Source organism: Streptomyces sp. NPDC048361, from assembly GCF_040651795.1.
GTDB lineage: Bacteria > Actinomycetota > Actinomycetes > Streptomycetales > Streptomycetaceae > Streptomyces.
Map to the genome: position 1 here is coordinate 16109 of NZ_JBEZKW010000006.1, position 23639 is coordinate 39747.

At 72.5% G+C, this 23639-nt stretch carries 21 protein-coding genes; 13 read left to right on the forward strand and 8 right to left on the reverse strand.

Annotated features, from left to right (window positions below; genetic code table 11):
- Positions 1 to 21: 21 nt before the first annotated feature.
- From AB0D31_RS05100 to fabF, 4 genes are all read left to right on the forward strand, one after another.
- On the forward strand, positions 22 to 939 hold the full coding sequence (locus AB0D31_RS05100) for an ACP S-malonyltransferase (RefSeq protein ID WP_362717149.1): 918 nt from the start codon (positions 22 to 24) through the stop codon (positions 937 to 939).
- A 12-nt stretch (positions 940 to 951) separates the two neighbouring features.
- Positions 952 to 1947: a ketoacyl-ACP synthase III gene (locus AB0D31_RS05105; protein WP_362717152.1), complete on the forward strand. Its 996-nt coding sequence runs from the start codon at positions 952 to 954 to the stop codon at positions 1945 to 1947.
- A 59-nt stretch (positions 1948 to 2006) separates the two neighbouring features.
- The gene (locus AB0D31_RS05110; RefSeq protein ID WP_362717155.1) at positions 2007 to 2255 is read left to right on the forward strand and encodes an acyl carrier protein; all 249 of its coding nucleotides are present in this window, start codon (positions 2007 to 2009) and stop codon (positions 2253 to 2255) included.
- Positions 2256 to 2333: 78 nt separating this feature from the next.
- Positions 2334 to 3596, forward strand: coding sequence for a beta-ketoacyl-ACP synthase II (fabF, locus tag AB0D31_RS05115; RefSeq protein WP_362717158.1), 1263 nt, complete (start codon positions 2334 to 2336; stop codon positions 3594 to 3596).
- A 97-nt stretch (positions 3597 to 3693) separates the two neighbouring features.
- Here fabF and AB0D31_RS05120 read toward each other — a convergent pair whose 3' ends face one another.
- Complete coding sequence (locus tag AB0D31_RS05120) at positions 3694 to 4188, reverse strand: DUF3145 domain-containing protein (protein WP_267053406.1); 495 nt, start codon at positions 4186 to 4188, stop codon at positions 3694 to 3696.
- A gap of 325 nt (positions 4189 to 4513) precedes the next feature.
- On the opposite strand from AB0D31_RS05120, the gene AB0D31_RS05125 reads away from it, so the two are divergent.
- The gene (locus AB0D31_RS05125; protein ID WP_362717162.1) at positions 4514 to 5464 is read left to right on the forward strand and encodes an SGNH/GDSL hydrolase family protein; all 951 of its coding nucleotides are present in this window, start codon (positions 4514 to 4516) and stop codon (positions 5462 to 5464) included.
- Positions 5465 to 6090: 626 nt separating this feature from the next.
- On the opposite strand, the gene AB0D31_RS05130 is transcribed toward AB0D31_RS05125, so the two are convergent.
- Positions 6091 to 8538: a glycoside hydrolase family 3 C-terminal domain-containing protein gene (locus AB0D31_RS05130; protein ID WP_362717165.1), complete on the reverse strand. Its 2448-nt coding sequence runs from the start codon at positions 8536 to 8538 to the stop codon at positions 6091 to 6093.
- A gap of 203 nt (positions 8539 to 8741) precedes the next feature.
- Here AB0D31_RS05130 and AB0D31_RS05135 point away from each other — a divergent pair, with 203 nt between their 5' ends.
- Positions 8742 to 9326 carry a TetR/AcrR family transcriptional regulator gene (locus AB0D31_RS05135; protein WP_362717168.1) on the forward strand — a complete coding sequence of 195 codons (585 nt, stop codon included), beginning with the start codon at positions 8742 to 8744 and terminating at the stop codon, positions 9324 to 9326.
- Positions 9327 to 9524: 198 nt separating this feature from the next.
- Positions 9525 to 10673 carry a pyroglutamyl peptidase gene (locus AB0D31_RS05140; RefSeq protein ID WP_362717454.1) on the forward strand — a complete coding sequence of 383 codons (1149 nt, stop codon included), beginning with the start codon at positions 9525 to 9527 and terminating at the stop codon, positions 10671 to 10673.
- Between the two features lie 34 nt (positions 10674 to 10707).
- Here AB0D31_RS05140 and AB0D31_RS05145 read toward each other — a convergent pair whose 3' ends face one another.
- The 4 genes from AB0D31_RS05145 to AB0D31_RS05160 form a co-directional block, all read right to left on the reverse strand.
- A complete protein-coding gene (locus AB0D31_RS05145; protein ID WP_362717171.1) occupies positions 10708 to 11625 on the reverse strand; it encodes an EI24 domain-containing protein in 918 nt (305 codons plus the stop codon).
- Positions 11626 to 11774: 149 nt separating this feature from the next.
- A complete protein-coding gene (gene pip / locus AB0D31_RS05150) occupies positions 11775 to 12743 on the reverse strand; it encodes a prolyl aminopeptidase (RefSeq protein WP_362717173.1) in 969 nt (322 codons plus the stop codon).
- A gap of 72 nt (positions 12744 to 12815) precedes the next feature.
- Entirely contained in the window at positions 12816 to 13241 is a 426-nt protein-coding gene (locus AB0D31_RS05155) for an organic hydroperoxide resistance protein (RefSeq protein ID WP_100576701.1), read from the reverse strand.
- Positions 13242 to 13422: 181 nt separating this feature from the next.
- A complete protein-coding gene (locus AB0D31_RS05160; RefSeq protein ID WP_362717176.1) occupies positions 13423 to 14451 on the reverse strand; it encodes an NADP-dependent oxidoreductase in 1029 nt (342 codons plus the stop codon).
- Between the two features lie 178 nt (positions 14452 to 14629).
- On the opposite strand from AB0D31_RS05160, the gene AB0D31_RS05165 reads away from it, so the two are divergent.
- On the forward strand, positions 14630 to 15052 hold the full coding sequence (locus AB0D31_RS05165; protein ID WP_362717179.1) for a MarR family transcriptional regulator: 423 nt from the start codon (positions 14630 to 14632) through the stop codon (positions 15050 to 15052).
- Between the two features lie 215 nt (positions 15053 to 15267).
- Here the strand turns inward: AB0D31_RS05165 and AB0D31_RS05170 are convergent, their stop codons facing one another.
- Positions 15268 to 15963 (reverse strand): hypothetical protein, encoded by a 696-nt coding sequence (locus AB0D31_RS05170; RefSeq protein ID WP_362717182.1) that lies wholly within the window; start codon positions 15961 to 15963, stop codon positions 15268 to 15270.
- A 147-nt stretch (positions 15964 to 16110) separates the two neighbouring features.
- On the opposite strand from AB0D31_RS05170, the gene AB0D31_RS05175 reads away from it, so the two are divergent.
- Positions 16111 to 16677, forward strand: coding sequence for a hypothetical protein (locus AB0D31_RS05175; protein ID WP_362717184.1), 567 nt, complete (start codon positions 16111 to 16113; stop codon positions 16675 to 16677).
- Positions 16678 to 17130: 453 nt separating this feature from the next.
- Complete coding sequence (locus tag AB0D31_RS05180) at positions 17131 to 18168, forward strand: rod shape-determining protein (RefSeq protein ID WP_362717187.1); 1038 nt, start codon at positions 17131 to 17133, stop codon at positions 18166 to 18168.
- Between the two features lie 570 nt (positions 18169 to 18738).
- On the opposite strand, the gene AB0D31_RS05185 is transcribed toward AB0D31_RS05180, so the two are convergent.
- Complete coding sequence (locus AB0D31_RS05185) at positions 18739 to 19092, reverse strand: hypothetical protein (protein ID WP_362717503.1); 354 nt, start codon at positions 19090 to 19092, stop codon at positions 18739 to 18741.
- Here AB0D31_RS05185 and AB0D31_RS05190 point away from each other — a divergent pair.
- From AB0D31_RS05190 to AB0D31_RS05200, 3 genes are all read left to right on the forward strand, one after another.
- Positions 19030 to 20562: a GAF domain-containing protein gene (locus AB0D31_RS05190; protein WP_362717190.1), complete on the forward strand. Its 1533-nt coding sequence runs from the start codon at positions 19030 to 19032 to the stop codon at positions 20560 to 20562. The genes AB0D31_RS05185 and AB0D31_RS05190 overlap by 63 nt on opposite strands.
- Positions 20563 to 20820: 258 nt before the next feature.
- Positions 20821 to 22233: an acyl-CoA synthetase gene (locus AB0D31_RS05195; RefSeq protein WP_362717193.1), complete on the forward strand. Its 1413-nt coding sequence runs from the start codon at positions 20821 to 20823 to the stop codon at positions 22231 to 22233.
- The gene (locus AB0D31_RS05200; protein WP_362717195.1) at positions 22226 to 23581 is read left to right on the forward strand and encodes a carboxyl transferase domain-containing protein; all 1356 of its coding nucleotides are present in this window, start codon (positions 22226 to 22228) and stop codon (positions 23579 to 23581) included. Before AB0D31_RS05195 ends, AB0D31_RS05200 begins: the two co-directional genes overlap by 8 nt.
- Positions 23582 to 23639: the final 58 nt, after the last annotated feature.

Here is a 23639-nt window from a genome sequence, read left to right on the forward strand (position 1 = left end):
TCCACAAGAGAGAGTGTGAGAGTGCTCGTACTCGTCGCTCCCGGCCAAGGCGCTCAGACGCCCGGCTTCCTGACCCCCTGGCTCGACCTCCCCGGCGCGGCCGACCGGCTCGCCGCATGGTCGGACGCCATCGGTCTCGACCTCGTGCACTACGGCACGCAGGCCGACGCCGACGCGATCCGCGACACCGCCGTGGCCCAGCCCCTGCTGGTCGCCGCCGGTCTGCTGGCCGCATCGGCGCTGGGTGAGGTTTCCCCCGGCGCCGTCGCAGGACACAGCGTCGGTGAGATCACCGCCACCGCGTTCGCGGGCGTCCTGTCCGACGAGGCCGCGCTGGGCTTCGTGCGCAAGCGGGGTCTGGGCATGGCCGAGGCCGCGGCGATCACGCCGACCGGCATGGCCGCGCTGCTCGGCGGCGAGCCCGAGACGGTGCTGCCGCACCTGGAGAAGCTGGGCCTGACCCCCGCCAACGTGAACGGCGCGGGCCAGATCGTGGCCGCCGGCACCGCCGAGCAGCTCGCCGCCCTGGAGGCCGACAAGCCCGAGGGCGTGCGCCGCGTGGTGGCTCTGAAGGTCGCCGGCGCGTTCCACACGCACCACATGAGCCCGGCCGTGGCGTCCCTCGAAGAGGCGGCCTCGTCCCTGGACGTCGCCGACCCGCGCTTCACCTACGTGTCGAACGCGGACGGCAAGACCGTGGCGAGCGGCCAGGACATCGTGGCGCGCCTGGTCAACCAGGTCTCCAATCCGGTGCGTTGGGACCTGTGCATGGAGACGTTCACGGCGCTCGGCGCCACCGCGCTGATCGAGCTGTGCCCGGGCGGCACCCTGACCGGCCTTGCCAAGCGTGCGATGCCCGGCGTCAAGACCGTCGCCCTGAAGACCCCCGCCGACCTCGACGCGGCTCGTGCGCTCGTCGCCGAGCACGCATCCGCCTAAGGAGCGAGAGCCATGTCGAAGATCCGGCCCAGCAAGGGCGCACCGTACGCGCGCGTCATGGGCGTGGGCGGCTACCGGCCCGTGCGGGTGGTGCCCAACGAGGTGATCCTGGAGACGATCGACTCCTCCGACGAGTGGATCCGTTCGCGCTCCGGCATCGCCACGCGGCACTGGGCCTCCCCCGAGGAGACCGTGGCCGCGATGTCGATCGAGGCGTCCGGCAAGGCGATCGCCGACGCCGGGATCTCCGCCTCCCAGATCGGCGGTGTGATCGTCTCCACCGTGTCGCACTTCAAGCAGACCCCGGCGGTGGCGACGGAGATCGCCGACAAGCTGGGCACCGCGAAGGCCGCCGCGTTCGACATCTCGGCCGGCTGCGCGGGCTTCGGGTACGGTCTGACGCTGGCCAAGGGCATGATCGTCGAGGGTTCCGCCGAGTACGTCCTGGTCATCGGCGTGGAGCGACTCAGCGACCTGACCGACCTGCAGGACCGTGCGACGGCGTTCCTGTTCGGTGACGGCGCGGGCGCGGTTGTCGTGGGCCCCTCCGACGAGCCGGCCATCGGCCCCACGATCTGGGGGTCCGAGGGCGACAAGTCGGAGACCATCAAGCAGACCGTGCCGTGGACCGAGTACGACAGCTCGGGCAAGTTCCCCGCGATCACGCAGGAGGGCCAGGCGGTCTTCCGCTGGGCCGTGTTCGAGATGGCGAAGGTCGCCCAGCAGGCGCTGGACGCGGCCGGAATCAGCCCGGACGACCTGGACGTCTTCATTCCGCACCAGGCCAACATGCGGATCATCGACTCGATGGTGAAGACTCTCAAGCTGCCGGATCACGTCACGGTCGCCCGCGACGTGGAAACCACCGGCAACACCTCGGCCGCCTCGATCCCGCTCGCTATGGAGCGGCTCCTGGCGACCGGACAGGCGAAGAGCGGCGACACCGCGCTCGTCATCGGCTTCGGGGCGGGTCTCGTGTACGCCGCGACGGTCGTTACCCTCCCCTAGGCACTCCGGATCTTCCGGAAGCCCGTAATTCGCAGCATTAACACCGAAGGAGCGCCAACATGGCCGCCACGCAGGAACAGATCCTCGAAGGTCTCGCCGAGATCGTCAACGAGATCGCTGGTATCCCGGTCGAGGACGTCCAGCTGGACAAGTCCTTCACCGACGACCTGGACGTCGACTCGCTGTCCATGGTCGAGGTCGTCGTCGCCGCCGAAGAGCGCTTCGACGTCAAGATCCCCGACGAGGACGTCAAGAACCTGAAGACCGTTGGCGACGCCACCGGCTACATCCTGAACCACCAGGCCTGATTCAGGACCTGAATTCGGGCCGCCACCCAGCGGTGGCGCCGCTGATTCACGCCCCTTACACACGTGGAGAAATTTCCTGTGAGCTCGACCAATCGCACTGTGGTCGTCACCGGTATCGGCGCAACCACACCGCTGGGTGGCGACACCGCCTCGACCTGGGAAGGTCTGCTGGCGGGACGCTCCGGTGTCCGCCCCCTGGAGGGTGAGCGCTTCGCCGAACTGCCGGTCCGCATCGCGGCCCCGGCCGCGGTCGACCCCGGTGAGGTGCTGCCGCGCCCGCTCGCCCGCAAGCTGGACCGCTCGGCGCAGTTCGCGCTGATCGCAGCCAAGGAGGCCTGGGCGGACGCCGGTTTCACCGCCCCCGCGGGCGACGAGGCGGGCATCGCGCCGGAGCGGCTCGGCACGGTCATCGCGTCGGGCATCGGCGGTGTCACCACCCTGCTCGACCAGTACGACGTGCTGAAGGAGAAGGGCGTACGCCGTGTCTCCCCGCACACCGTGCCCATGCTCATGCCGAACGGCCCCTCGGCCAATGTCGGTCTTGAGGTCAACGCCCGCGCCGGCGTCCACACCCCCGTGTCCGCGTGCGCTTCGGGCGCCGAGGCCATCGGGTACGCCGTCGAGATGATCCGCACCGGCCGCGCCGATGTCGTGGTCGCGGGCGGCACCGAGGCGGCGATCCACCCGCTGCCCATCGCGGCGTTCGCCAACATGATGGCGATGTCCAAGAACAACGACCACCCCGAGCAGGCCTCCCGTCCCTACGACAAGGCCCGTGACGGCTTCGTCCTGGGCGAGGGCGCCGGCGTGGTGGTCCTGGAGTCCGCCGAGCACGCGGCCAAGCGCGGCGCGCGGGTCTACTGCGAGGTACTGGGCCAGGGCCTCTCCGCCGACAGCCACCACATCGCGCAGCCCGAGCCGACCGGCCGCGGTGTCGCCGCCGCGGTGCAGAACCTGCTCGACTCCACCGACCTGAAGCCGTCCGAGGTGGTCCACCTCAACGCGCACGCCACCTCGACGCCGCAGGGCGACATCGCCGAGATCAAGGCGCTGCGCAAGGTCCTCGGCGACGATCTGGACCACGTGGCGATCTCGGCCACGAAGTCGATGACCGGTCACCTTCTGGGCGGCGCGGGCGGCATCGAGACCGTCGCCACGGTCCTCGCCCTGTACCACCGCACGGCTCCGCCGACCATCAACGTCGACGACCTCGACGACGAGGTCGACGCGGCCCTGATCAGCAGCGAGCCCCGCAAGCTGCCCGAGGGGTCGATCTCCGCGATCAACAACTCGTTCGGCTTCGGCGGCCACAACGTGGTACTCGCCTTCCGCTCGGTCTGAGCGGACTGCGGCCTTCCGGGTCGCGTACGCAGCTGAAAGGGCCCCACCGCTCCGGTGGGGCCCTTTCGCGTACGCGGGGTGGGTCGTGGATCGTGGGTCAGACGACCTGGTGCAACCAGCGCACCGGGGCGCCCTCTCCCGCGTAGCGGAAGGGCTCCAACTCGTCGTCCCAGGGCTTGCCGAGCAGCTTGGCGATCTCGGCCTCCAGGTCGGTCTCGCCCTGTACGGAACGGGCGAGGGCGGCCCGCAGCCGGTCCTCCGGGATCAGGATGTCGCCGTGCATGCCGGTCACGGCGTGGAAGATGCCGAGGTCGGGCGTGGCGCTGTAGCGCTCGCCCTCGGCGGTGGCGCAGGGCTCGGCCGTCACCTCGAAGCGCAGCAGGTGCCAGCCGCGCAGCGCGGAGGCGAGTTTGGAGGCCGTGCCGGGTTCGCCGCGCCAGGAGAACTCGGCTCTCCAGGTGCCGGGCGATGCGGGCTGGCGGATCCAGTCGAGCTGGACGCGCACCCCCAGGACGCCGGCCACGGCCCACTCGACGTGCGGGCACAGCGCGCGCGGGGCGGAGTGGACGTAGAGAACTCCACGTGTCGTCACCGGGACCTCCAGTGCGGTTCGAGGTTCGCCTTCCCCAGCGGCCTCGCGCCCCTGCCGTTCCCGGTCAGGACAGCACTCGTCATTCTGCCCCTGGGTTCAACAGTAAACAGCATCGGGAGCTAATCTCCAGAAAAGGGACAGTATGTGACGTGATGTAATTTACCGGAGCCGTCTGGCGTGGTTCCTCTGGCTGGACGGGCCAAAGCTACCGCGCGGAGCCCTGCCAAGGGTGTCGTACTGTCGGTCGGAGCGTCTTCGGACACCAAGCTTTCACCCGCGAGGACGCCGTGAAACCCGACGACCGCCGCACGGAGAGGGACCTTGGATGCCGGACAGTCGCCGCAGTCGTCGTGCCCGCGTCGCTGCTGCCGCGCTCGCCGCGGGTGCGGAGAGCCGCCTCGGTCGTCGTGCCCGCGTCACGGCTGCCGCGCTCGCCGCGAGTGCCCTTGTCCTGACCGCGGGATGCAGCTCGGGGGGCGACCCCTCATCGGCGAGCCCGTCCGCCTCGAAGAAGCCCTCGCCGAGCCCCTCGCCGGCCTGGAACCGCAGCCCCGCCTCGCTCGCCGCGGTCGGCGACTCGATAACCCGCGGCTTCGACGCGTGTACGGTCCTGGCCGACTGCCCCGAGGTGTCCTGGGCGACCGGCAGCGACACCGGCGTCGACTCCCTCGCGGTGCGTCTGCTGGGGCCCGCGGCGCCCACCCACAGCTGGAACTACGCGAAGACCGGCGCGCGCATGGCCGACCTGCCGGCCCAGATGGGCCGGGCGGCGGCCGAACACCCCGGGCTCGTCACGGTGATGACCGGGGCCAACGACGCCTGCCGCGACGATGTGTCGGCGATGACCCCGGTGGCGGTTTTCCGTACGGAGTTCGAGGAGTCGCTGCGCACGCTGCGCGCCACCTCCCCGAAGTCGCAGGTGTACGTGGCGAGCGTGCCCGACCTGAAGCGGCTCTGGTCGACCGGCCGGGGCAGCCCGCTGGGCAAGCAGATCTGGAAGCTCGGCATCTGCCAGTCGATGCTGGCCGACGCGGACGATCTGGGGGCGACGGCGTCGGCGCGGCGGGCTTCGGTGTACGACCGGGTCGTGGCGTACAACCAGGTTCTCGCGGACGTGTGCGCTCGGGATCGCGCGTGCCGGTACGACGGTGGGGCGGTCTTCGCCTACGACTTCACCGGAACGCAGCTCAGCCGGTGGGACTGGTTCCACCCCAGCCGCGATGGCCAGGCGCGCCTGGCGGACATCGCCTACCGCAAGGTGACCTCACCCCGCTGACCCCTCGGCGGGGTCGGCCCGTGGTGCCCTACGGGCTCCGCCGCGGTGGGCTCGACCGGTCGGCACGGGGTGCCCTACACGGCTCCGGAACGGGGGGCTCGGCGGCTCGGCATCGGGTGCCCTCCAGGGGCGCGGGGCTGTGTCTTTTGCGCGGCTCCGCCGCGGTGGGCGCGGGTGCCCCAGCACGGTCCGCACCCGGAGGCCGGGCCTCTGGGGCTTCGCCCCGGACCCCGGGATGCCCCACCCCGCCCCTTCCCGAAACCCTCCGGGGGTGGAAAAGGGGCTGAGGCACCGGCTCCTGGGGCTCCGCCCCAGATCCCGTTCGCGCCCGAAGGCGCTCGTCCTCAAACGCCGGACGGGCTGACTATGCCCAGGCGGGCCGGCATTGCACAGCTAAGGGGCGCGGGGAACTGCGCGACCGGCCACCCGCGGCCCGCACCCGAGAGGAAAGGCCAGCACACCCATACCCCCCGGCACCGCGCCAGCAGCCGCACCGCTGAGCTCGCCCATACCACCCGGCACCGGACAGGTCGACCATGCCCAAGCCGCCCGGCACGGGGCAGCCGGACGACCGGGGGTCCTCGGGTGGGGCGGGGTCGGAAGGTCGGCCCGCCCGGCCCGGAGGGCTATACCTCCAGCGTCGCGCTGAGCCGCGCATCCGCCAGGGAGTGGCACGCGCGGACCTCGTACCGGCCAGGGACGAAGCGGAAGCAGCCCGCGGACTCGTCCCAGATCTCGAACGCCCGCCCGCGCAGGGGGATTTCGACCTCCACCGTCTCGCCAGGACCGGCCTCCACGGAGGCGAACCCGGCGAGCCAGCGCCGCGGACGCTCCACCGCGTCGGCGACCGGCGCCAGATAGATCTGCACGGTCTCGCGCCCGGCCCGCGCCCCCGCGTTGCGGACCCGGACCGTGGCCAGCGCGGGGGTCACCTCAAGGGATTCGTACTCCCAGATCGTGTAGCCGAGCCCATGCCCGAAGGGGTACGCCGGCGTCACCGCGTCCCGGTCGTACGCCCGGTAACCGATGAACAGGCCTTCTTCGTAAGGGAGTTGGCCGTCGGTCGGGCGGACCTCGGTGACGGGGGCGTCGGCCAGCCGGGCCGGCCATGTGGTGGGCAGGCGGCCGCCGGGCTCGGCGTGGCCGAGCAGCACGTCGGCGAGGGCCGCGCCGCCCTCCTGCCCGGGGAACCAGCTCAGGAGCACCGCGGCGACGGTGTCGCGCCACGGAAGCTCCACCGGCGAGCCGGAGTTGACGATCACCACCGTGCGCGGATTGACGGCGGCGACGGCGCGTACCAGGTCGTCCTGGCGGCCGGGCAGCCGCAGATCGCGCCGGTCGAACCCCTCGGACTCGACGCGGTCGGTGGTGGCGACCACCACCACGGCGGCATCGGCGGAGCGCGCCGCCTCGACGGCCTCGGTGATCAGCTCGTCCGCGTCGCGCCGCGGCCCGAGGTGGGTGAGCGAGAACATCACGGCGGTGAGCGCGGCGCGGGGCATGCGGTGCACGGTGTGCAGCAGGGACACCTCGACGGCCTCGCCCGCGGTGAGATGGGCGCGGCCGCGTTCGGCGGGGGCGCCGAAGAACGCCTCGAAGGGGTCGGCGCCGGCCCTCAGCTCCTGGGTGCCCTCCCACAGGGAGCGGCCGTCGACGGCGAGCGTGAACGCGCCGATGCCCCGGGTCCCGAAGGTGTGCTCGCCGCTCTCGCGCGGGGTGAAGGTGCCGGTGACCTCGATGGAGTGCAGGGACTCATGGGTGACCCCGGCGGGCAGGTCGTCGCCGATCCACTGGACCTGGCCGGTGGGCAGTGAGCCCGTGCCGAGGATGGTCCCTTCGGCGTCGCGGCACACCGCGCGCAGCTCGAACCCCTGGTCGGCGGGGGCGAGTTCATCGCTGGGGTCGGCGCCGACGGTGTAGGTCAGGGCGCCCTCGGGCAGGGCCGCGGTGAGGCCGGCGAGCGGTGAGACGACATGCTCGGGGAAGACGGTGGCGGAGCCGCCGCCGAGCACCCGGGCGTCGCGGGCGGCGGCGCCGGTGAGCGCCACCGTGCGCACCTGTGCCGGGTCGAGGGGCAGGGCGTCGCGTTCGTTGCGTACGAGGACGAAGGCGCGGCGCGCGACCTCGCGGGCCAGCGCCAGGCCGTCGACGGCGGCGGGGAGGTGGGTGACGGCCGGCTCGACGCCGTCGAGGATGCCGACGCGGGCAGCGAGCCGCAGCACGTTGCGTACCGCGTCGTCGACGACCGCCTCGTCCACGTCGCCCTTGCGGACGGCGACGGCGAGCGCGTCGCCGTAGACGGTCGCCGGGCCCGGCATCGCGACGTCGAGGCCGCTGAGGATGGAGCCGACGGTGGAGCGGGCGGCCATCCAGTCGGAGACGATGAACCCGTCGAAGCCCCACTCGCCGCGCAGCACCTCGTTCTGGAGGTGGCTGTGTTCGGTCATCGTGACGCCGTTGACCTGGTTGTACGCCGACATGATGCCCCAGGGGTGGGCGTTTTCGACGATCGTCTCGAAGGGGGCGAGGTAGAGCTCGCGCAGCGGGCGCGGGGCGATGACGTTGTCGACGGTGAAGCGGTCGGTCTCGGCGTCGTTGGCGACGAAGTGCTTGACGGTGGTGCCGACGCCGCCGCCCTGGACACCGTTGACGTACCCGCAGGCGATCTCGCCGGTCAAGCAGGGGTCCTCGGAGTAGCACTCGAAGTGCCGGCCGCCGAGCGGGGTGCGGTGCAGGTTGACCGTGGGCGCAAGCAGCACGTGGACGCCCTTGCGGCGGGCCTCCTGGGCGAGCACGGTGCCGGCCCGGCGGGCGAGCGCCGGGTCCCAGGTGGCCGCGAGCGCGGTCGGCGAGGGCAGTGCGATCGAGGGGTCGTCGGCGGTCCAGCGCACGCCGCGCACCCCGATCGGCCCGTCGGACATGACCAGGGATTTCAGCCCGATCTCGGGAAGGGCGGGCAGGGACCACATGTCCTGCCCGGCGAGGAGCCGGGTCTTGGCCTCCAGATCGAGCTTGCCCAGGGCCGCCTCGACGGCCTCGGCGTAGTCGGGGGTGGAACCAGATGCGCCGGTCACGGCCGTACCTCCTCGGAGAAGTCCACTGATGGGCCCATGGTGACCGGTTTACCTGTAGAACGGTAGGGTTAGTTACCTTACCGTGATAATAGGATGCCGTACGGTCCTCTCGGAGCCACGACGGCCACGACGGCCGACGGCCACGACGGACACGACGGCACACCCACAGCACACCGGCGGAACAGCACGAAGCGGGGGCAGACATGGCGAGGGCCAGGAGCGCCAGAAGTAAGGAACGGCGCGCGGAGATCCTGCGCGCCGCCCTTGAGGTGATCGCGGAGCGCGGCTACCGGGGCGCGTCGCTCGGCGCCGTCGCCGAGCGGGTCGGCCTCACCCAGCAGGGCCTGCTCCACTACTTCGCCACCAAGGAGGCGCTGCTCGTCGCGGTCCTGGAGGAGCGGGACCAGTGGGACACCGGCGGGCGGCGCGAGACGGCCGACGGCTGGCGGCTCGAACTGCTCGCCTCCCTCGTCGAGTACAACGCCATGCGGCCCGGCATCGTCCAGACGTTCTCGGCGCTGCTCGGTGAATCGGTGACCGACGGGCACCCGGCCCGCCCCTTCTTCACCCGCCGCTACGCCCAGGTGCGCGAGGAGATGGCGACGGTACTGCGGGCCGAGTTCGGCGACCGGTTGCCCGGCGGCCTCACCCCGGAGCGGGCCGCGCCCCTGCTCACCGCGGTGATGGACGGCCTCCAGTACCAGTGGCTCCTCGACCCGGACGCGGTGGACATGGCGGGCGCCTTCCGTGACTTCGTGACGCTGCTCCACGGTCCCGACGGCTCATAAGTCCCTCTATCCACACGGGACTTCCTTGCTAATACTGGGCGCCACCCGACCCCGACGGAAGGATCCACGGTGCGACGACGTGTACGGGTGGCACGGTTCGGCCCGGCCCTGGCGGCGCTGACCTGCTGTGCGCTGCTCGGCCCCACCCCCGCGCAGGCGCAGACACAGGCGGCGGCCCCCCGAAGCGCTACCCGAACCATCCCCCGATCCGTCACCGTCGAGGAGCAGCGCCTCGACGCGGCGGTACCGAAGGAGATCCTGGCGCGCAGCGGATTCGCCGGTGTGACACCGGAGTTCACCCGCGCCCTGCAAGGCGTTCGGTCCTACGACGCGGCGCGGCGGCTCGTCGGGCGTGCGGGAACAGGGCTGTGGCAGCGGGCGGTCGACCGGGCGCAGGGACGGGGCCCGGCCGGTGGCGACCTGAGCCGCGGCGACGACCGTCCGCTGTACTGGGCCAGGCTCGGCCTCACCCGTGAACTACGGCTCTGGCAGCCCCGGTTCACGCTCTCCGACGCAGACCGCGCGGCACTCATCGACCGCGTCGAACAGACCTCGCGCGGCCAGAAGAGCGTGGACTATCCCGACGGCACGGGGTTCAAGCGCATCCTGGTGACCGGCTTCGACCCGTTCACGCTCGACAGCGACATCCGCATCGGCAACCCGTCGGGCGCGACCGCGCTCGCCCTGGACGGCACCTGGATCCGCACCGCCGACGGGCAGCGCGCGCGGATCGAGACCATGACGTTCCCGGTGCGCTGGCAGGACTTCGCGGACGGGGCCGTGGAACGGGCGCTCACGCCGGTCCTTCCGGAGGTGGACGCGTTCACCACGGTGAGCCAGGGCCGGGTCGGCCGCATCGACGTCGAGCGGTTCAACGGGGCCTGGCGGGGCGGCTTTCCGGACAACGTCAACGCGTCAAGCACCGGCCTGGTCCCGGTGAGCGACCCGGCCACGCAGCCCCAGTGGACCCGCACGACACTCCCGTACCAGAGCATCGTGGCCGCGGACACCGGCCGCTTCCCGGTCTACGACCACACCGACGTCACCGAGATCCCGGCCGGCGCGGCCGCCCCGGTCGACCGGCCCGACGGTCCTACGCCCGGCTCGGCGGCGCGGGCCGGGGGCGGCGGCGACTACCTCTCCAACGAGATCGCCTACCGCGCCACCCTGCTCCGCGACCGCCTCGGCCTCACCACCCCGGGCGGCCATGTGCACACGCCGGTCCTGGAGTTCGGCCCCGGCAACACCGACCCGGAGACGGGCACGGTGAGCGACCCCGATTTCGTCCGCAACCGCCTGGACATCGTGACCCAGATGAGGGCGATCGTGGCGGTGGCGGCGCGGTAGCCCGGCCGAGGAGACCCAGGGGGTGTCTGGCGGATCACGGACGGGGCGGGGCGTCCGGCACCCCCTGGAGGGCGGTCGGCGCCGCACCCGACGCGCCGGCCGCACCCACGTCCCGGCGCCGCGAGCCATTCGCATCGGAGCTGTCCGCATGATCGGAGCTGTCCGCATGGGGGTCATCCGCGCCGGCCACGTTGTCCGCGCGGGCGTCGGCCGACTCGTCGAGCAGGTCGCGCACCATCAGGGTCGCGCCCGCGACCGCGCCCGGCATCAGGAAGACCGCGACCAGCGGTACGGCGAAGGCGACGGCGAGGGGCGCCCCGAAGCCGAGGACGAGCAGGCGCCGCGAACGCAACAGGGCGAGCCGGGGCCGCAGTTCCATGCCGCGGCGCTGGAGGGCGACCGCGGTGAGTTCCTCGGCGAGGAAGAACCCCGTGACGCAGAACCCGATCGCCGGGATCACGCTCTGCCCGATCACGGGGATGAAGCCGAGCGCGAAGAGCAGGAGGCCGTAGCAGGCGACCCGCACCAGGATGCGCAGCGAGTCTCGCGCGGAGATCCATAGCTCGCGCCAGAGCGGGAGGCCCGACTCGGGGGCCTCGCCGCCGCTCTCGGCACGGTCCACGTCGACGGAGAGCTTCTCGTAGAAGGGCTGTCCGACGAGGAGGGTCACCGCGGTGAAGGAGATGACGGCGAGGAACACGCCGAGCGCGAAGACCAGCACCGTCAGGAAGCCGCGGAACAGATCGAGCCAGGGCGAGGACCAGCCGTCGGCGAACGGAGTCGCCCATCCCACGAAGTCGTCCGCGCCGTAGCCGAGCCCGATCAGGGCGCCCGCGTACAGGACGAGGGTGATGAGGCCCGGCAGCAGTCCGATGCCGAGCGACCTGCCGTGTCCGGCCGCCCAGCGCTGCCCCTTGACCAGATAACCGAAGCCCGTCCCTATGTCACGCATGCCTGCGACCCTATCCGGCCCCCGGGAGACGGATCCCACCGCGCCAGACCCACCATCACGGCCGCCGTCACCGTCACGGCTGCCGTCACCGTCGGCGTCGCCGTCGCCCCCCGGTTCTGCCGCCGGGACCCCACTCCACCCGCGCTCGTTCAGCGGCAGCGGCGCGCGAACCGGTCGAGGGCGGCCTGCGCCGCGGCGTTCGTCGCCGGGTGGCCGAAACCGTGCCGTGCGTCGTCGATCACCTGGAGGTCACACCCGGGCCAGCGCGCCGCGAGCGCCCGGGCCGGGTCGGGCGGCGAGCTCACATCCTGCGCCCCCGTGATCAGCACGCCGGGAACGCCGGCCAACACGGCCGCGCCCGCGACGAGTTGGCCTTCCGCCAGCCAGGCAGCATGGCGCCAATAGTGTGTGACGAGGCGGGCCATGGTCATGCGCACGGCCGGGTCGGCGTACCGCGAGTCACCGAAGGTGGAGGGGAGCTGCGCCCCCGGTGCCCGCACGTGGGTCTCCTCCCAGCGGCACCAGTCGTAGGCGGCCTTCTCGCGCACCGCCGGGTCGGGGTCGGCGAGCAGCCGGGCGTACGCGTCGACGACCCGCTCCCCCACGCGGGGCCGCCCGGCGTCGCGGTAGGCGGCCCACGCCTCGGGGAAGTGGACCCGGACGCCCTCGGTGATCCACTCCACCTCGGCGCGGCTGGTCGTCGTGACCGACACGAGGACGACCTCGCTGACCCGCTCCGGGTGCGCCTCGGCGTACGCCATGCCTAGGGTGGCGCCCCAAGAAGCGCCGAACACAAGCCACTTGTCGATGGCCAGGTGCTCGCGCAGCTGCTCCATGTCCGCGACGAGGTGGTGCGTGGTGTTGGCGGCGAGGCTGGTCGATGCTTCGCTCACCGGTGGCGTGGAACGGCCGCAGCCACGCTGATCGAAGAGGACGACACGGTAGCGGGCGGGGTCGAAGTAGCGCCGCCAGAACGGTGTCGCGCCCGACCCGGGACCGCCGTGCACGACGACGGCGGGCTTCCCTTCGGGGTTTCCGCAGACCTCCCAATAGACGTGGTCGCCGTCACCGGTGTCGAGCATGCCGTGGTCGTACGGGGCTGTCTCGGGGAAGGTCATGCGGGCCATCATGACGAAAGGGCCGCGCACCGGCACGGCCCTTTCGTCACACGTTATTACGTGACTACGCGCTTACGCGACGGCGAGGTTCACCGTGATGTTGCCGCGGGTCGCCTTGGAGTACGGGCAGACCTGGTGGGCCTTCTCGATCAGGTCCTGGGCGGTGGCGCGGTCCACGTTCGGGATGGTCGCGGTGATCTCGACGTAGATGCCGAAGCCGTCGTCGTTCTTGCCGATGCCGACGTGCGCGGTGACGGTCGAGCCGGAGATGTCGGCCTTCTCGTTGCGCGCCACGACGCCGAGGGCGCCCTGGAAGCAGGCGCTGTAACCGGCGGCGAAGAGCTGCTCGGGGTTGGTGCCCGCGCCGTTGCCGCCCATCTCCTTCGGCGGGTTGACCACGACGTCCAGCTGGCCGTCGTCGGTGGAGACGCGGCCGTCACGGCCGTTCTCGGCGGTGGCGACGGCGGTGTAGAGGACCTCGGACTTCTGAATGGACATGCTGGGGTGCTCCTCCTGGGTACGCGGCCGCTCGCGCCTCACGGCCGCCGGGATGTGGAAAAACCTTATCGGATCGCGGAAACCGTGAGGCGGAGTGTGCGATGGGTCACTCACCGGCTCACTCGTCGCCGCGCACGCACCGGCCGCCTACCCGTGAGGTGAGGGCGCACGCCCCGGCGGGTTACTTGCCGAGCGAGACGACCATCTTTCCGGTGTTCTCGCCGCGCAGCATGCCGAGGAACGCCTCGACGCCGTGCTCGATGCCCTCGACGACGGTCTCGTTGTACTTGAGGTCGCCGGAGGCCAGCCAGCCCGCGACCTCGCCGACGAACTGCTGCTGCATGCCGTAGTGGTCGCCGACCAGGACACCCTTGAGCTGGAGCCGCTTGCCGATGATCATCATCATGTTGCGCGGGCCGGGGGCGGGCTCGGTGTCGTTGTAGCCGGCGATCGCACCGCAGAGGGCGGCGCGGCCGTGCACGTTGAGCGTCGAGATGGCGGCTTCGAGGTGGTCGCCGCCGACGTTGTCGAAGTAGACGTCGATGCCGTCCGGGGCGGCCGCGCGCAGCTGCTCCAGGACCGGGCCCTTCTTGTAGTTGAACGCGGCGTCGAAGCCGAGCTCCTCCACCAGCCACTTGACCTTGTCGTCGGAGCCGGCGGAGCCGATGACCCTGGAGGCGCCCTTGAGGCGGGCGATCTGGCCGACCTGGCTGCCGACGGCGCCGGCCGCGCCGGAGACGAACACGGCGTCGCCCTCCTTGAAGGAGGCGACATCGAGGAGGCCCGCGTACGCGGTGAGGCCGGGCATGCCGAGGACACCGAGGTAGGCGGAGAGCGGGGCGATCCCGGCGTCCACCTTCACGGCCTGCTTGGCGTGGAGGTCGGCGTACTCGCGCCAGCCGAGCCCGTGCAGGACGTGGTCGCCGACGGCGAAGCTGTCGTCGTTGGAGGCGATGACCTCGCCGACCGCGCCGCCGTCCATGGGCTGGTCCAGCTGGAACGGCGGGATGTAGGACTTCGTGTCGTTCATGCGGCCGCGCATGTACGGGTCGACCGACATGGCGAGGTTACGGACCAGGATGCGGCCGGCGGCCGGCTCGGCGACCGGGGTCTCCCGCAGCGCGAAGTCGGAGGGCACGGGCCAGCCGTTCGGGCGGGCGACGAGGTGCCAGGCGCGGCTGGTGGTGGGGAGTGCGGACGAGGTGGCCATGGGGTGCGTCCTCCTGCGAAGCAAAAACTGTTGGGTACGTCGGGCACATCAGTACCTCGGGACCGGGCACGCGGCACACTGCACACGGCTGTGTCCGGCCGTCCGAATACTTCAGGCACTGAAAGAACCATGCTCCCATATATTTGAGATTGTCAAGTAAGTCGGTAGACTGGTGGGCATGGCCCCCCGAACGGATCCCCTGAGCCTCGAAGTCGTAGAGCTGATCGGCACGGTCGTCAGCCGCTACTACGAGGAGTACGAGCGGGCCGCCGCCGCGCACTCCCTCACCGGCGCGCAGGCGCGGGTGCTCGGTCTGCTCTCGCACGAGCCGCTGCCCATGCGGCAGATCGCCCAGAAACTGAAGTGCGAGCCGTCCAACATCACCGGCATCGTCGACCGCCTCGAAGCCCGTGGTCTGGTGGAACGCCGCCCCGACCCGGCCGACCGCCGAGTCAAACTGGCCGCCCCGACCACCGAGGGCCACACCGTCGCGACCCATCTGCGCGAGTCCCTCAACTTCGCGAGGGAGCCGCTGGCGGAACTGTCGCCGGAGGAGCGCAGGGTGCTGCGAGATCTGCTGAAGAGAATGCTGGGCACGTGAACGTGTGGGGAGACGCCTGACCTGACTCCGGGCCCCCGAGGGAGGGCATAGTCCTAAGGGCCTGCCCCCTGGGGGAGGCCATAGGTATTGCTGAGGCCCGTACACGGTCAGAGCGGGCGGCTCCCCGCCGGATCACGCGACCGGGCCGGCGCCCCACCACCATCAGGTGCACCACCACCTTCAGGTGCACCCGGCCGGGCTGGCGCCCCACCCCATCAGGTGCACCACCACAGGAAGCGGTGACACGTCTGACTGGGCGAGGGTGAGGGCGTGGGGGGTGGCGGAGGAGGAGGCGCCGGGGTCGAAGGTGGCTGCGACGAGGGCGGCGGCTCACCGGTACCGGGCGAGTCGGATGCCCCCGGGGATGCGGAGGAGGAGGGCCGGGACGAGGGAGGCCGGGGGTCCGCGGGCCCCGAGGCCGTCACCTTCGGCGAGGAACCGGCGTGCCGCGGCCCATCACCGTCCGCGCCAGGCGATGCGGTACCCGCACCCGAGCCTCGTCGGCGCGAGGAGACCGGCTCGGCGGTGGGTCTCGACGGTGCCGTCACCGCGGCGCCCGAGGGCAGGGGCTGGGGGTCGGAGATCGTCTCGTCCTCGTGCACGGAGGAGGCGCGGTCATTGACCGACGGCTCCATCGCCATCTGTACGAAGCCCACCGCACCGGCCACCAGGACCAGGCCGGCCGAGCCGAACAGGACCACTTTCCCCCGCTTGCGCCGCGCCCGCCGCCCCTTGCGGGCGCGGCGATGACCGGACGGCGCGAGCACTTCCGCACCGCCATGGGACGGCGCGCCGGCATACACGAGGAGCTCGTCCTCGGGTGCGGGCGCCAGCTCTTGCGCGGGGGTCCCGCATCCGGCGCAGGCCAGGGCGCCGTTGAGGTGCCGGCGGCAGGAGTGGCAGTAATCCATGGCTCCGGGAGGCTATGCGGCAGCCGGGCGACAAAAGGGGCCGGAGATGTGTGGATCTTGTGGGGAAGGGCGCCGGCGTGGGCGTGGTCGCGTGACGAATCACCATGCACCGGGGCGTTGTCAGTGGGGCCGGGCAGGATGGACGTCATGACGGAAACCGGGACGCGGCCGTTCGGCCCGATGGAGTTCCAACTCGTGCTGCTGCGGAGGATGGCCGACCACCAGCCGGGCCTCGTCGAGGACGCCCGCCACGAGCTCGGTGCCTCGCTGGCGCAGATGCGGGAGGCCAACAGGCGCTGGCAGGCCATGCTCCGCTCGTCCCGCTCCCGCGGGGCGCTGTCCCGCTACCGCTCGGTGCTCGGGGCGCCGGAGGCGGTGGCGCCGCGCCGGATCGGCGACCTGGAGTGCGAGGCGCATCTGTGGCCGGTGCCGCTCTGGCCGGAGCTGAGGTTCGAGGTGCTGGCCGGGCCCGGGGGCGCGGTGTGGAACGAGTGGCTGATCCGGGCCCCCGGCATACCGGGCCCCGAGCTGCGCGGCGAGGAGGACCTGCGGCCCTGGTCGTGCACGGTCGACGAGGCGGCACGCGCCTTTCCCCCGGCCCGCCCGATGGAAGGCTCGGCACCGACCCGCTGGCAGCTGGAGGTCACCCTGCCCGGGGGCCGGGCGTGCGTGGCGGAGTTCACGTGGGGGTTGCTGCAACGGCTCCTGCCGTAGGGGGCGGCCGTAGAGGGGCGGGCTGTAGAGGGGCGGGCTGTAGAGGGGCGGGCTGTAGAGGGGTGGGTCATAGAGGGTCCTGCCGTGGTGGGTCGGCCGTAGGGGGCCCCACCACAGCGGGTCGGCCGTAGCCGGTCCTGCCGTGGCGGGTCGGCCGCAGGGGGTCCTGCCGTGACGGGTCGGCCGTAGCGGGCAAGGGGCCGGCCTTTACGGCGTCGCCGCACGGGGTCGTTCGGTGGTCGGCTCGCGGCGTCCCGCCCCGCCCTCCTCCCGTTTCTGGCTGCCCGTCAGCGGGGCCTCCCCTACCGGCGCATCCCAGCGCGCGCCGGACCTGGAGCGGTCGCATGATGCGAACTAGGGCCTCTCGTCCGGCCGAGCCCGGCCTATCCAGACGAGAGGCCCAAGTACCGGTCGCATGAAGCGAAACACGTACCGCTCTCGGGAGGATCTGCCGTGACCGTCAGTCTTGAGCAGTTGCGCCGTTGCCATGTAGCCGTAGACCTCGGAGCCGCCAGGACCCGGGTCTACATCAAGGGCGTGGGGCTCGTCGTGGACGAGCCGAGCGTGGCCGCCGTCAATACGCGCACCGGTGCGCTCATCGCAGTCGGCACCTTCGCCGAGCAGATGACCGGCCGCACCCCCGACTACATCCGGGTGGCCCGCCCCGTGTCCGGCGGCACGGTCGTCGACATCGAGATGGCCCAGCGCATGCTGCGCCATCTGCTCGGCGAGAAGCTGCGCCGCCAGTTGCGCCGCAAGCCGCGACTGCGCGCCGCCGCCTGCACCCCGCACGACAGCGACCCGCTCGCGCAGCGCGCCGCGATGGAGACGCTGGTGGGGCTCGGCGCCCGCCGGGTCGAGCTCGTCGACACCCTGATCGCGGCGGCCGTGGGGTGCGGGCTCCCCGTGGAGCAGCCCACGGCCACCATGATCATGGTGTGCGGCGCTGCCACGACACAGATCGCCGTGCTGTCGCTCGGTGCGATCGTCACGGCCGTACGCATCCCGGTCGGCGGCGAAGCCATCGATCACGCGGTCATCCAACACCTGCGCCACCAGCACGAGTTGATGCTGCCTAGCCAGTCGGTACGCCCGCTGCAGCTGGCTCTGCGCGGCAACGGCCTCACCCCGCAGGGGCCTGCGTCCACGGAGATCCACGGCCGCGACGTGGCGACCGGCCTCGCCCGCTCGGTGCAGGTCGACACCGCCGCCGTACGCAACGCGATCCACACCCCGCTCACCGCGGTCCTCGACGGCATCGGCAAGGTGCTCCGCGAGTGCCCGCCCGACCTGGTCGCCGACCTGGCCGAGCGCGGCATCATGATGGTCGGCGGCAGCGCGCTGCTCCCCGGCCTCGACCAGATGCTGCGTGACTCGACGGGCGTACCGGTGCACATCGCGGAGCGCCCCGACGTGTGCGCGATCCAGGGCCTCGGCGCGATGCTCGAAGGCAAGATCCAGCCGATGGTCCTCAGCCCGATGTCCGAGTGAACGGCACGCCAATCGTGCCGCCGGGGACAAAGGGCGGCGGTGAGGGATCCTCGAAGGATGAGTGAAGCGGAACGCCTGGCCCGCACGGAGAGGGCGGTGCCCGGCGGGGAACGCCTGGCCCGCACGGAGAGGGCGGTGCCCGGCGGAACCGAGCCGGGACGCCCGGGCCGTACGGGATCCGTGGGGCGGGGAGCCCCGGGCGGCGGCGATCCCTCACGGCTGGAGTCCCCCCGCGCCACCGCCCCCTCACGCCGGGAAGGCCCCCACGGCATGGGGGCCGCAGCGCCGGACACCCCCGGCGACACCGGCCCCTCGGGGCGGGAGGCCACCCGCGCCAGCGGCCCCTCAGGGAGGGAGGGCACCGGCGCCACCGGCCCCTCAGGGAGGGAGGCCACCCACGCCACCGGCCCCTCAGGGAGGGAGGCCACCCACGGCATCGCCCCCTCGGGCCACGAAGTCCCGGGACGCGACGCCACGGAAGCCGCAGCACCGGATGCCCCCGACAACACCAGCCCCTCGGCGCCGGGCAGCCCCGGCCCGGTCGGCCCGCCCCACCAGTCGACCGCAGGCTCACCCGATCCCGAGCCGCCCGCCCCCGACACCGCCCACCCCGGGCGCACCGAGGGTGCGGGCGGAGCCGGGAAGGGCGAGCGAACCGGGATGGTCGACGATGCCGGCCGAACCGGGAAAGCCAGGGAAACCGCAGAAGCCGACGAAGCCGGGAAAGCAGGGGAAACCGCAGAAGCCAAAGCAGCCACCAAAGCCTCCGAAGCTACCGAAGCCCCCGAAGCCGACGAAGCCGACGAAGTAAGCGAAATCGGAAACGCCGGCGGAGCCGAGAGCGCGGGGCCCCGGTTGCCCATGCTGCTTCAGGCCGTGCTCAGCGTGGGGACCGATCTCGAACTGCGCACCACGCTCCAGCACATCGTGGACACCGCGACCGACCTGACCGGGGCCGCGTACGGAGCGCTCGGCGTGGTCGACCCGGAGCGCGGGCGGCTCACCGAGCTGTTCACCTCCGGCCTCACCGACGCCGAGCGCGAACGGATCGGCCCGCTCCCCGACGGCCGTACCGGGCTGCTCGGCGCCCTCATCCAGGACCCGCAGCCGCTGCGCCTCGACGACCGGCGCGACGATCCCCGCTCGGCCGGGCTGCCGCCCGGGCACCCGCCGATGCGCTCCTTCCTCGGCGTACCGATCCGCGTGCACACCCAGGTCTTCGGCAACCTCTACCTCACCGAGAAGCGCGGCGGCGCCTTCACCGAGGACGACCTCGCGCTGCTGCGGGTCCTCGCCGCGCAGGCCGGCATCGCCGTCGGCAACGCCCGGCTCTACGAGACCGTACGGCTGCGGGAGCGCTGGATCGACGGCGCGGCCGCCGTCACCACCTCCCTGCTCACCGGCGACACCGCCGCGAACGCCCTGATGACGGTGGCCGAGCGGGCACGGCTGCTCGCGGACGCCGCGGCCGGCGTCGTGCTCCAGCCCACCGCCGCCGGCGGCATGGAGATCGTCGCCGCGTCCGCGCCGGACGACCCCGACGACATCATCGGCACGACCATCGAGCCCGGCTCACCGGTCCTGGTCCAACTCCTCGGCGGCGAGCCGGTGTTCCTGGAGGACTCGGCGACCGACCCCCGCATGACCACCCACGTACGCACCCGGTTCGGGCCGAGCATGATGCTCCCCCTGCAGAGCGGCGGCAAGCTCATCGGCACGCTCGCGCTCCCCCGCAGGCGCGGCGCCCGCCCCTACACGGCGGTGGACCGGTTGCTCGCCTCCCAGTTCGCCTCGCAGGCCGCCCTCGCCCTCGTCCTCGCCGACGCCCAGCACAACCGCGAGCAGCTCGCCGTGTACGAGGACCGCGACCGGATCGCCCGCGACCTCCACGACCTGGTCGTCCAGCGGCTCTTCGCCACCGAGATGATGCTGGAGTCGACGCGGCGCCGAGCGGAGAAGACGGCGGTCGACGACACGGACGAGCTGCTCACCCGCGCCGTCGACGAGCTCGACTCCACCATCCAGGAGGTACGCACCGCGATCTTCGCCCTCCAGCAGCCGCCCGCCGAAGCGCCGACGACGCTGCGCGGCCGGGTCCTGCGCGAGACGGCGGGGGCGGGCGCCCTCCTCGGCTTCCGGCCCTCGGTGCGGTTCGACGGCGCCGTCGACGCGCTGGTCGGCGAGCCCGTGGACACCCAGCTGGTCGCGGCCCTGCGCGGCGCGCTCGCCGCCGCGCACCGCCGGGCCGGGGTGTCCTCGGTACGCGTCGTCGTCGACGCGGGCGCCGAACTCCCCGACGCGCGACCCGCGGTACGGCTCACCGTCGTGGACAACGGCATGCGCGACGACGGCATCCGCGGCACGACCCTGACGTGGCAGGCCCCGCTGGAGTAACCCTCCCCCGTCCTGGAACGGCCCCGCCGCACGGTCCGCCGAACCTGTATCCCGTAACCCCCTACCGATAACCCGGGCACCGTAACCCGGCCCTCCCCTCCGTGACAGTGCTCACGCCTGGGGCGGCTCCAGCGGAACACCGGTGTCCGTGCGGCAGGATGTGGATCACGCGTCCGGACGGCGCCGCGTAGGGTCGACGACCTGGGGCCCGGCACGGTTCGGGCGCCGCCGAGCCGTCGACGCCGAGGAGTCCCGTACGTGTCCCCTCTCTTCCCGTCCCTGTACGCAGCCGAGCCCCGGGAGGCCGTCCGCTTCGGCGAGCATGTGCTGACGTACGCCGAACTGGTGGGCGCGGCTGGCTCGTTGGCGTCCCGGATCGCGGGCGCCGGGCGCGTCGCGGTCTGGGCGACGCCGACCCCGCGCACCGTGGTGGGCGTGGTGGCGGCACTCGTCGCCGGCGTGCCCGCGGTGCCGCTGAACCCGAAGACCGGTGAGCGGGAGCTGGCGCACATCGTGGGCGACAGCGAGCCGACCGTGGTACTTACCTCGCCCGAGGACCAACTCCCCTCCTCCCTGGCCGGCTTGACGCGGATCGACGTACCCCTGACCGGGACGGCGGGCGAGCTGCCCGCCGAGCCGGGCGACGAGACGCCCGCGCTGATCGTCTACACCTCGGGGACGACCGGTCCCCCGAAGGGCGCGGTGCTGCCCCGCCGGGCGATCGCCGCGACCCTCGACGCACTGCGGGAAGCCTGGGCCTGGACGGCGGACGACGTCCTGGTGCACGGGCTGCCGCTGTTCCACGTCCACGGGCTGATCCTGGGGATCCTCGGCCCGCTGCGCCGCGGCGGATCGGTGCGCCACCTCGGCCGTTTCTCGGTGGAGGGCGTGACGCGGGAGCTGTCGACGGGCGCGACCATGCTGTTCGGGGTGCCGACGATGTACCACCGCATCGCCGAAGCCGTAGCGAGCGACCGGGAGTTGACGAAGGCTCTCGCCGGTGCGCGGCTGCTGGTGTCCGGCTCGGCCGCGCTGCCCGCGCCCGACCACCGGCGCATCACGCGGGCGACGGGCCGGGCGGTGATCGAGCGGTACGGCATGACGGAGACGCTGATGCTGTGCGCCGAGCGTGCGGACGGCGGGGCACGGCCCGGCACGGTCGGTGCCCCGCTCCCGGGCGTCGATCTGCGCCTGGCCGACGAGGCCGACGGCATCGGCGAGATCCAGGTGCGCGGCCCGAACCTGTTCAGCGGCTATCTGAACCGGCCGGACGCGACCGCCGCGGCCTTCACCGACGACGGCTGGTTCCGCACCGGCGACATGGCGAGCGTGGACGAGGACGGTCAGGTACGGATCGTCGGCCGCAAGGCCACCGACCTCATCAAGAGCGGCGGCTACAAGATCGGCGCGGGCGAGATCGAGAACGTACTGCTCGACCACCCCGGTGTCCGCGAGGTCGCGGTGACGGGCGAGCCCGATGACGACCTGGGCGAGCGGATCGTGGCGTGGATCGTGCCGAGGAACCCCCAACTACCGCCCGGCGCAGCGGAGTTGGCGGATCACGTCGCAGCGCAGCTCGCCCCGCACAAGCGCCCGCGCGTGGTGCGCTACCTGTCCGAACTGCCCCGCAACGACATGGGCAAGATCATGAAGCGAGCCCTCCATGCCTGACAGCTCCGAGCGGATCCCGGCAAGGGCGGCGATCGCCCTCGTGGCAGCCGACTTCGACGAACTGGCCGCGCCCGCACGGGACTTTCCCGAGGACGGCCCGCTCTTCTGGACCGGCTACGGCACGTCACGCGCGCGGGCCACGGAACGTACCGGCGAGACGGAGTCGGTGGTCGCCGGAGTGGCCTCGGTCGGGGGCCGGCCGTGCGTGCTGCTCTCCTTCGAGTTCGGCTTCCTGGGCGGCTCGCTCGGGCAGCGGACGGGCGACCGCCTGGAGCTGGCGTACGAGACGGCACGCGAGCGCCGGCTGCCGCTCGTCTCGCTGATCGCCACGGGTGGCAGCCGTATGCAGGAGGGCATGCTCGCGCTGACCCAACTCCAGCGTGTGGCACGGCAGTCGGCGCTGCTCAGGGCGGCGGGCCTGCCCCAGATCGCGGTGGTGCGCGACCCGACGACGGGCGGCGGCTGGGCCACGCTCGGCGCGGGCGCCGATGTGGTCCTGGCCATGCCCGGCGCCCAGATCGGCTTCGCGGGCTCCCGGGTCCGGCCGGCGGACGCGGACCCGGCGGCCTACCGGGCGGAGGGCCAGCTGGCGGCGGGCCAGATCGACGCGATCGTACGCAAGGAGGACCTGCGGGATGTCCTCGCGGGCTGGCTCACGCTGCTGGGTACCGGCGGCTCCCAACCGGACCAGGCCCCGGCCCCGGCCCCGACTCCGGCCCCTTTCGGTACGTCGAATCTCCCGGCGGACGGCTGGGAGGCGGTGACCCGGGCCCGCGCGGCGGGGCGGCCCCGCGCGGAGGCCTACCTGGACGCGTACTTCCCGCACCGCCAGGCGCTGGTGGGCGACCGGTGCGGGGGCGTCGACCCCGGGATGCTGTGCGGCTTCGGGCTGCACCGGGGGACGAGTTACGCGTACGCCGCGCAGACCGGCACCGCGACGCGCCCGGCGGGTTACCGCACCGCGGCCCGCGTCATCCGCCTCGCCGACCGTCTGGGCATCCCGGTCCTGACCCTCGTCGACACGCCGGGCGCGGCGAACGACGCGGCGGCGGAGCGGGAGGGGCAGGGCGCGGCGATCGCGGACGCGTTCGCGGCGGTGGCCGCGGCGCGCGTCCCGGTCACGACCCTGGTCATCGGCGAGGGCGGCTCGGGCGGCGCCCTGGCCCTGACGTCCCCCGACCGTACGTGGGTCACGGCGGACAGCTACTTCTCGGTGATCGCGCCGGAGCTCGCGGCGGCCATCTTGAAGCGAGACGAATCGGAGGCGCGGCACACGGCGACGCAACTCCGGCTGCGCCCGCAGGACTTGGTGGAGCTGGGGGTGGCGAAGGGGGTTCTGGGCGCGTAGCCGGTGCCAGGATGGTTCCCCCCGCCTCGCCCCTCAACTACTCGGTGCCGGGCGCACC

Bases quoted from the DNA above. Each gene is read 5' to 3' on its own strand.
- AB0D31_RS05105 (WP_362717152.1), top strand. From the start codon at position 952: ATGTCGAAGATCCGGCCCAGCAAGGGCGCACCGTACGCGCGCGTCATG.
- AB0D31_RS05110 (WP_362717155.1), top strand. From the start codon at position 2,007: ATGGCCGCCACGCAGGAACAGATCCTCGAAGGTCTCGCCGAGATCGTC.
- AB0D31_RS05125 (WP_362717162.1), top strand. From the start codon at position 4,514: ATGCCGGACAGTCGCCGCAGTCGTCGTGCCCGCGTCGCTGCTGCCGCG.
- AB0D31_RS05135 (WP_362717168.1), top strand. From the start codon at position 8,742: ATGGCGAGGGCCAGGAGCGCCAGAAGTAAGGAACGGCGCGCGGAGATC.
- AB0D31_RS05145 (WP_362717171.1), bottom strand. From the start codon at position 11,625: ATGCGTGACATAGGGACGGGCTTCGGTTATCTGGTCAAGGGGCAGCGC.
- pip (WP_362717173.1), bottom strand. From the start codon at position 12,743: ATGACCTTCCCCGAGACAGCCCCGTACGACCACGGCATGCTCGACACC.
- AB0D31_RS05155 (WP_100576701.1), bottom strand. From the start codon at position 13,241: ATGTCCATTCAGAAGTCCGAGGTCCTCTACACCGCCGTCGCCACCGCC.
- AB0D31_RS05160 (WP_362717176.1), bottom strand. From the start codon at position 14,451: ATGGCCACCTCGTCCGCACTCCCCACCACCAGCCGCGCCTGGCACCTC.
- AB0D31_RS05165 (WP_362717179.1), top strand. From the start codon at position 14,630: ATGGCCCCCCGAACGGATCCCCTGAGCCTCGAAGTCGTAGAGCTGATC.
- AB0D31_RS05170 (WP_362717182.1), bottom strand. From the start codon at position 15,963: ATGGATTACTGCCACTCCTGCCGCCGGCACCTCAACGGCGCCCTGGCC.
- AB0D31_RS05175 (WP_362717184.1), top strand. From the start codon at position 16,111: ATGACGGAAACCGGGACGCGGCCGTTCGGCCCGATGGAGTTCCAACTC.
- AB0D31_RS05190 (WP_362717190.1), top strand. From the start codon at position 19,030: ATGCTGCTTCAGGCCGTGCTCAGCGTGGGGACCGATCTCGAACTGCGC.
- AB0D31_RS05200 (WP_362717195.1), top strand. From the start codon at position 22,226: ATGCCTGACAGCTCCGAGCGGATCCCGGCAAGGGCGGCGATCGCCCTC.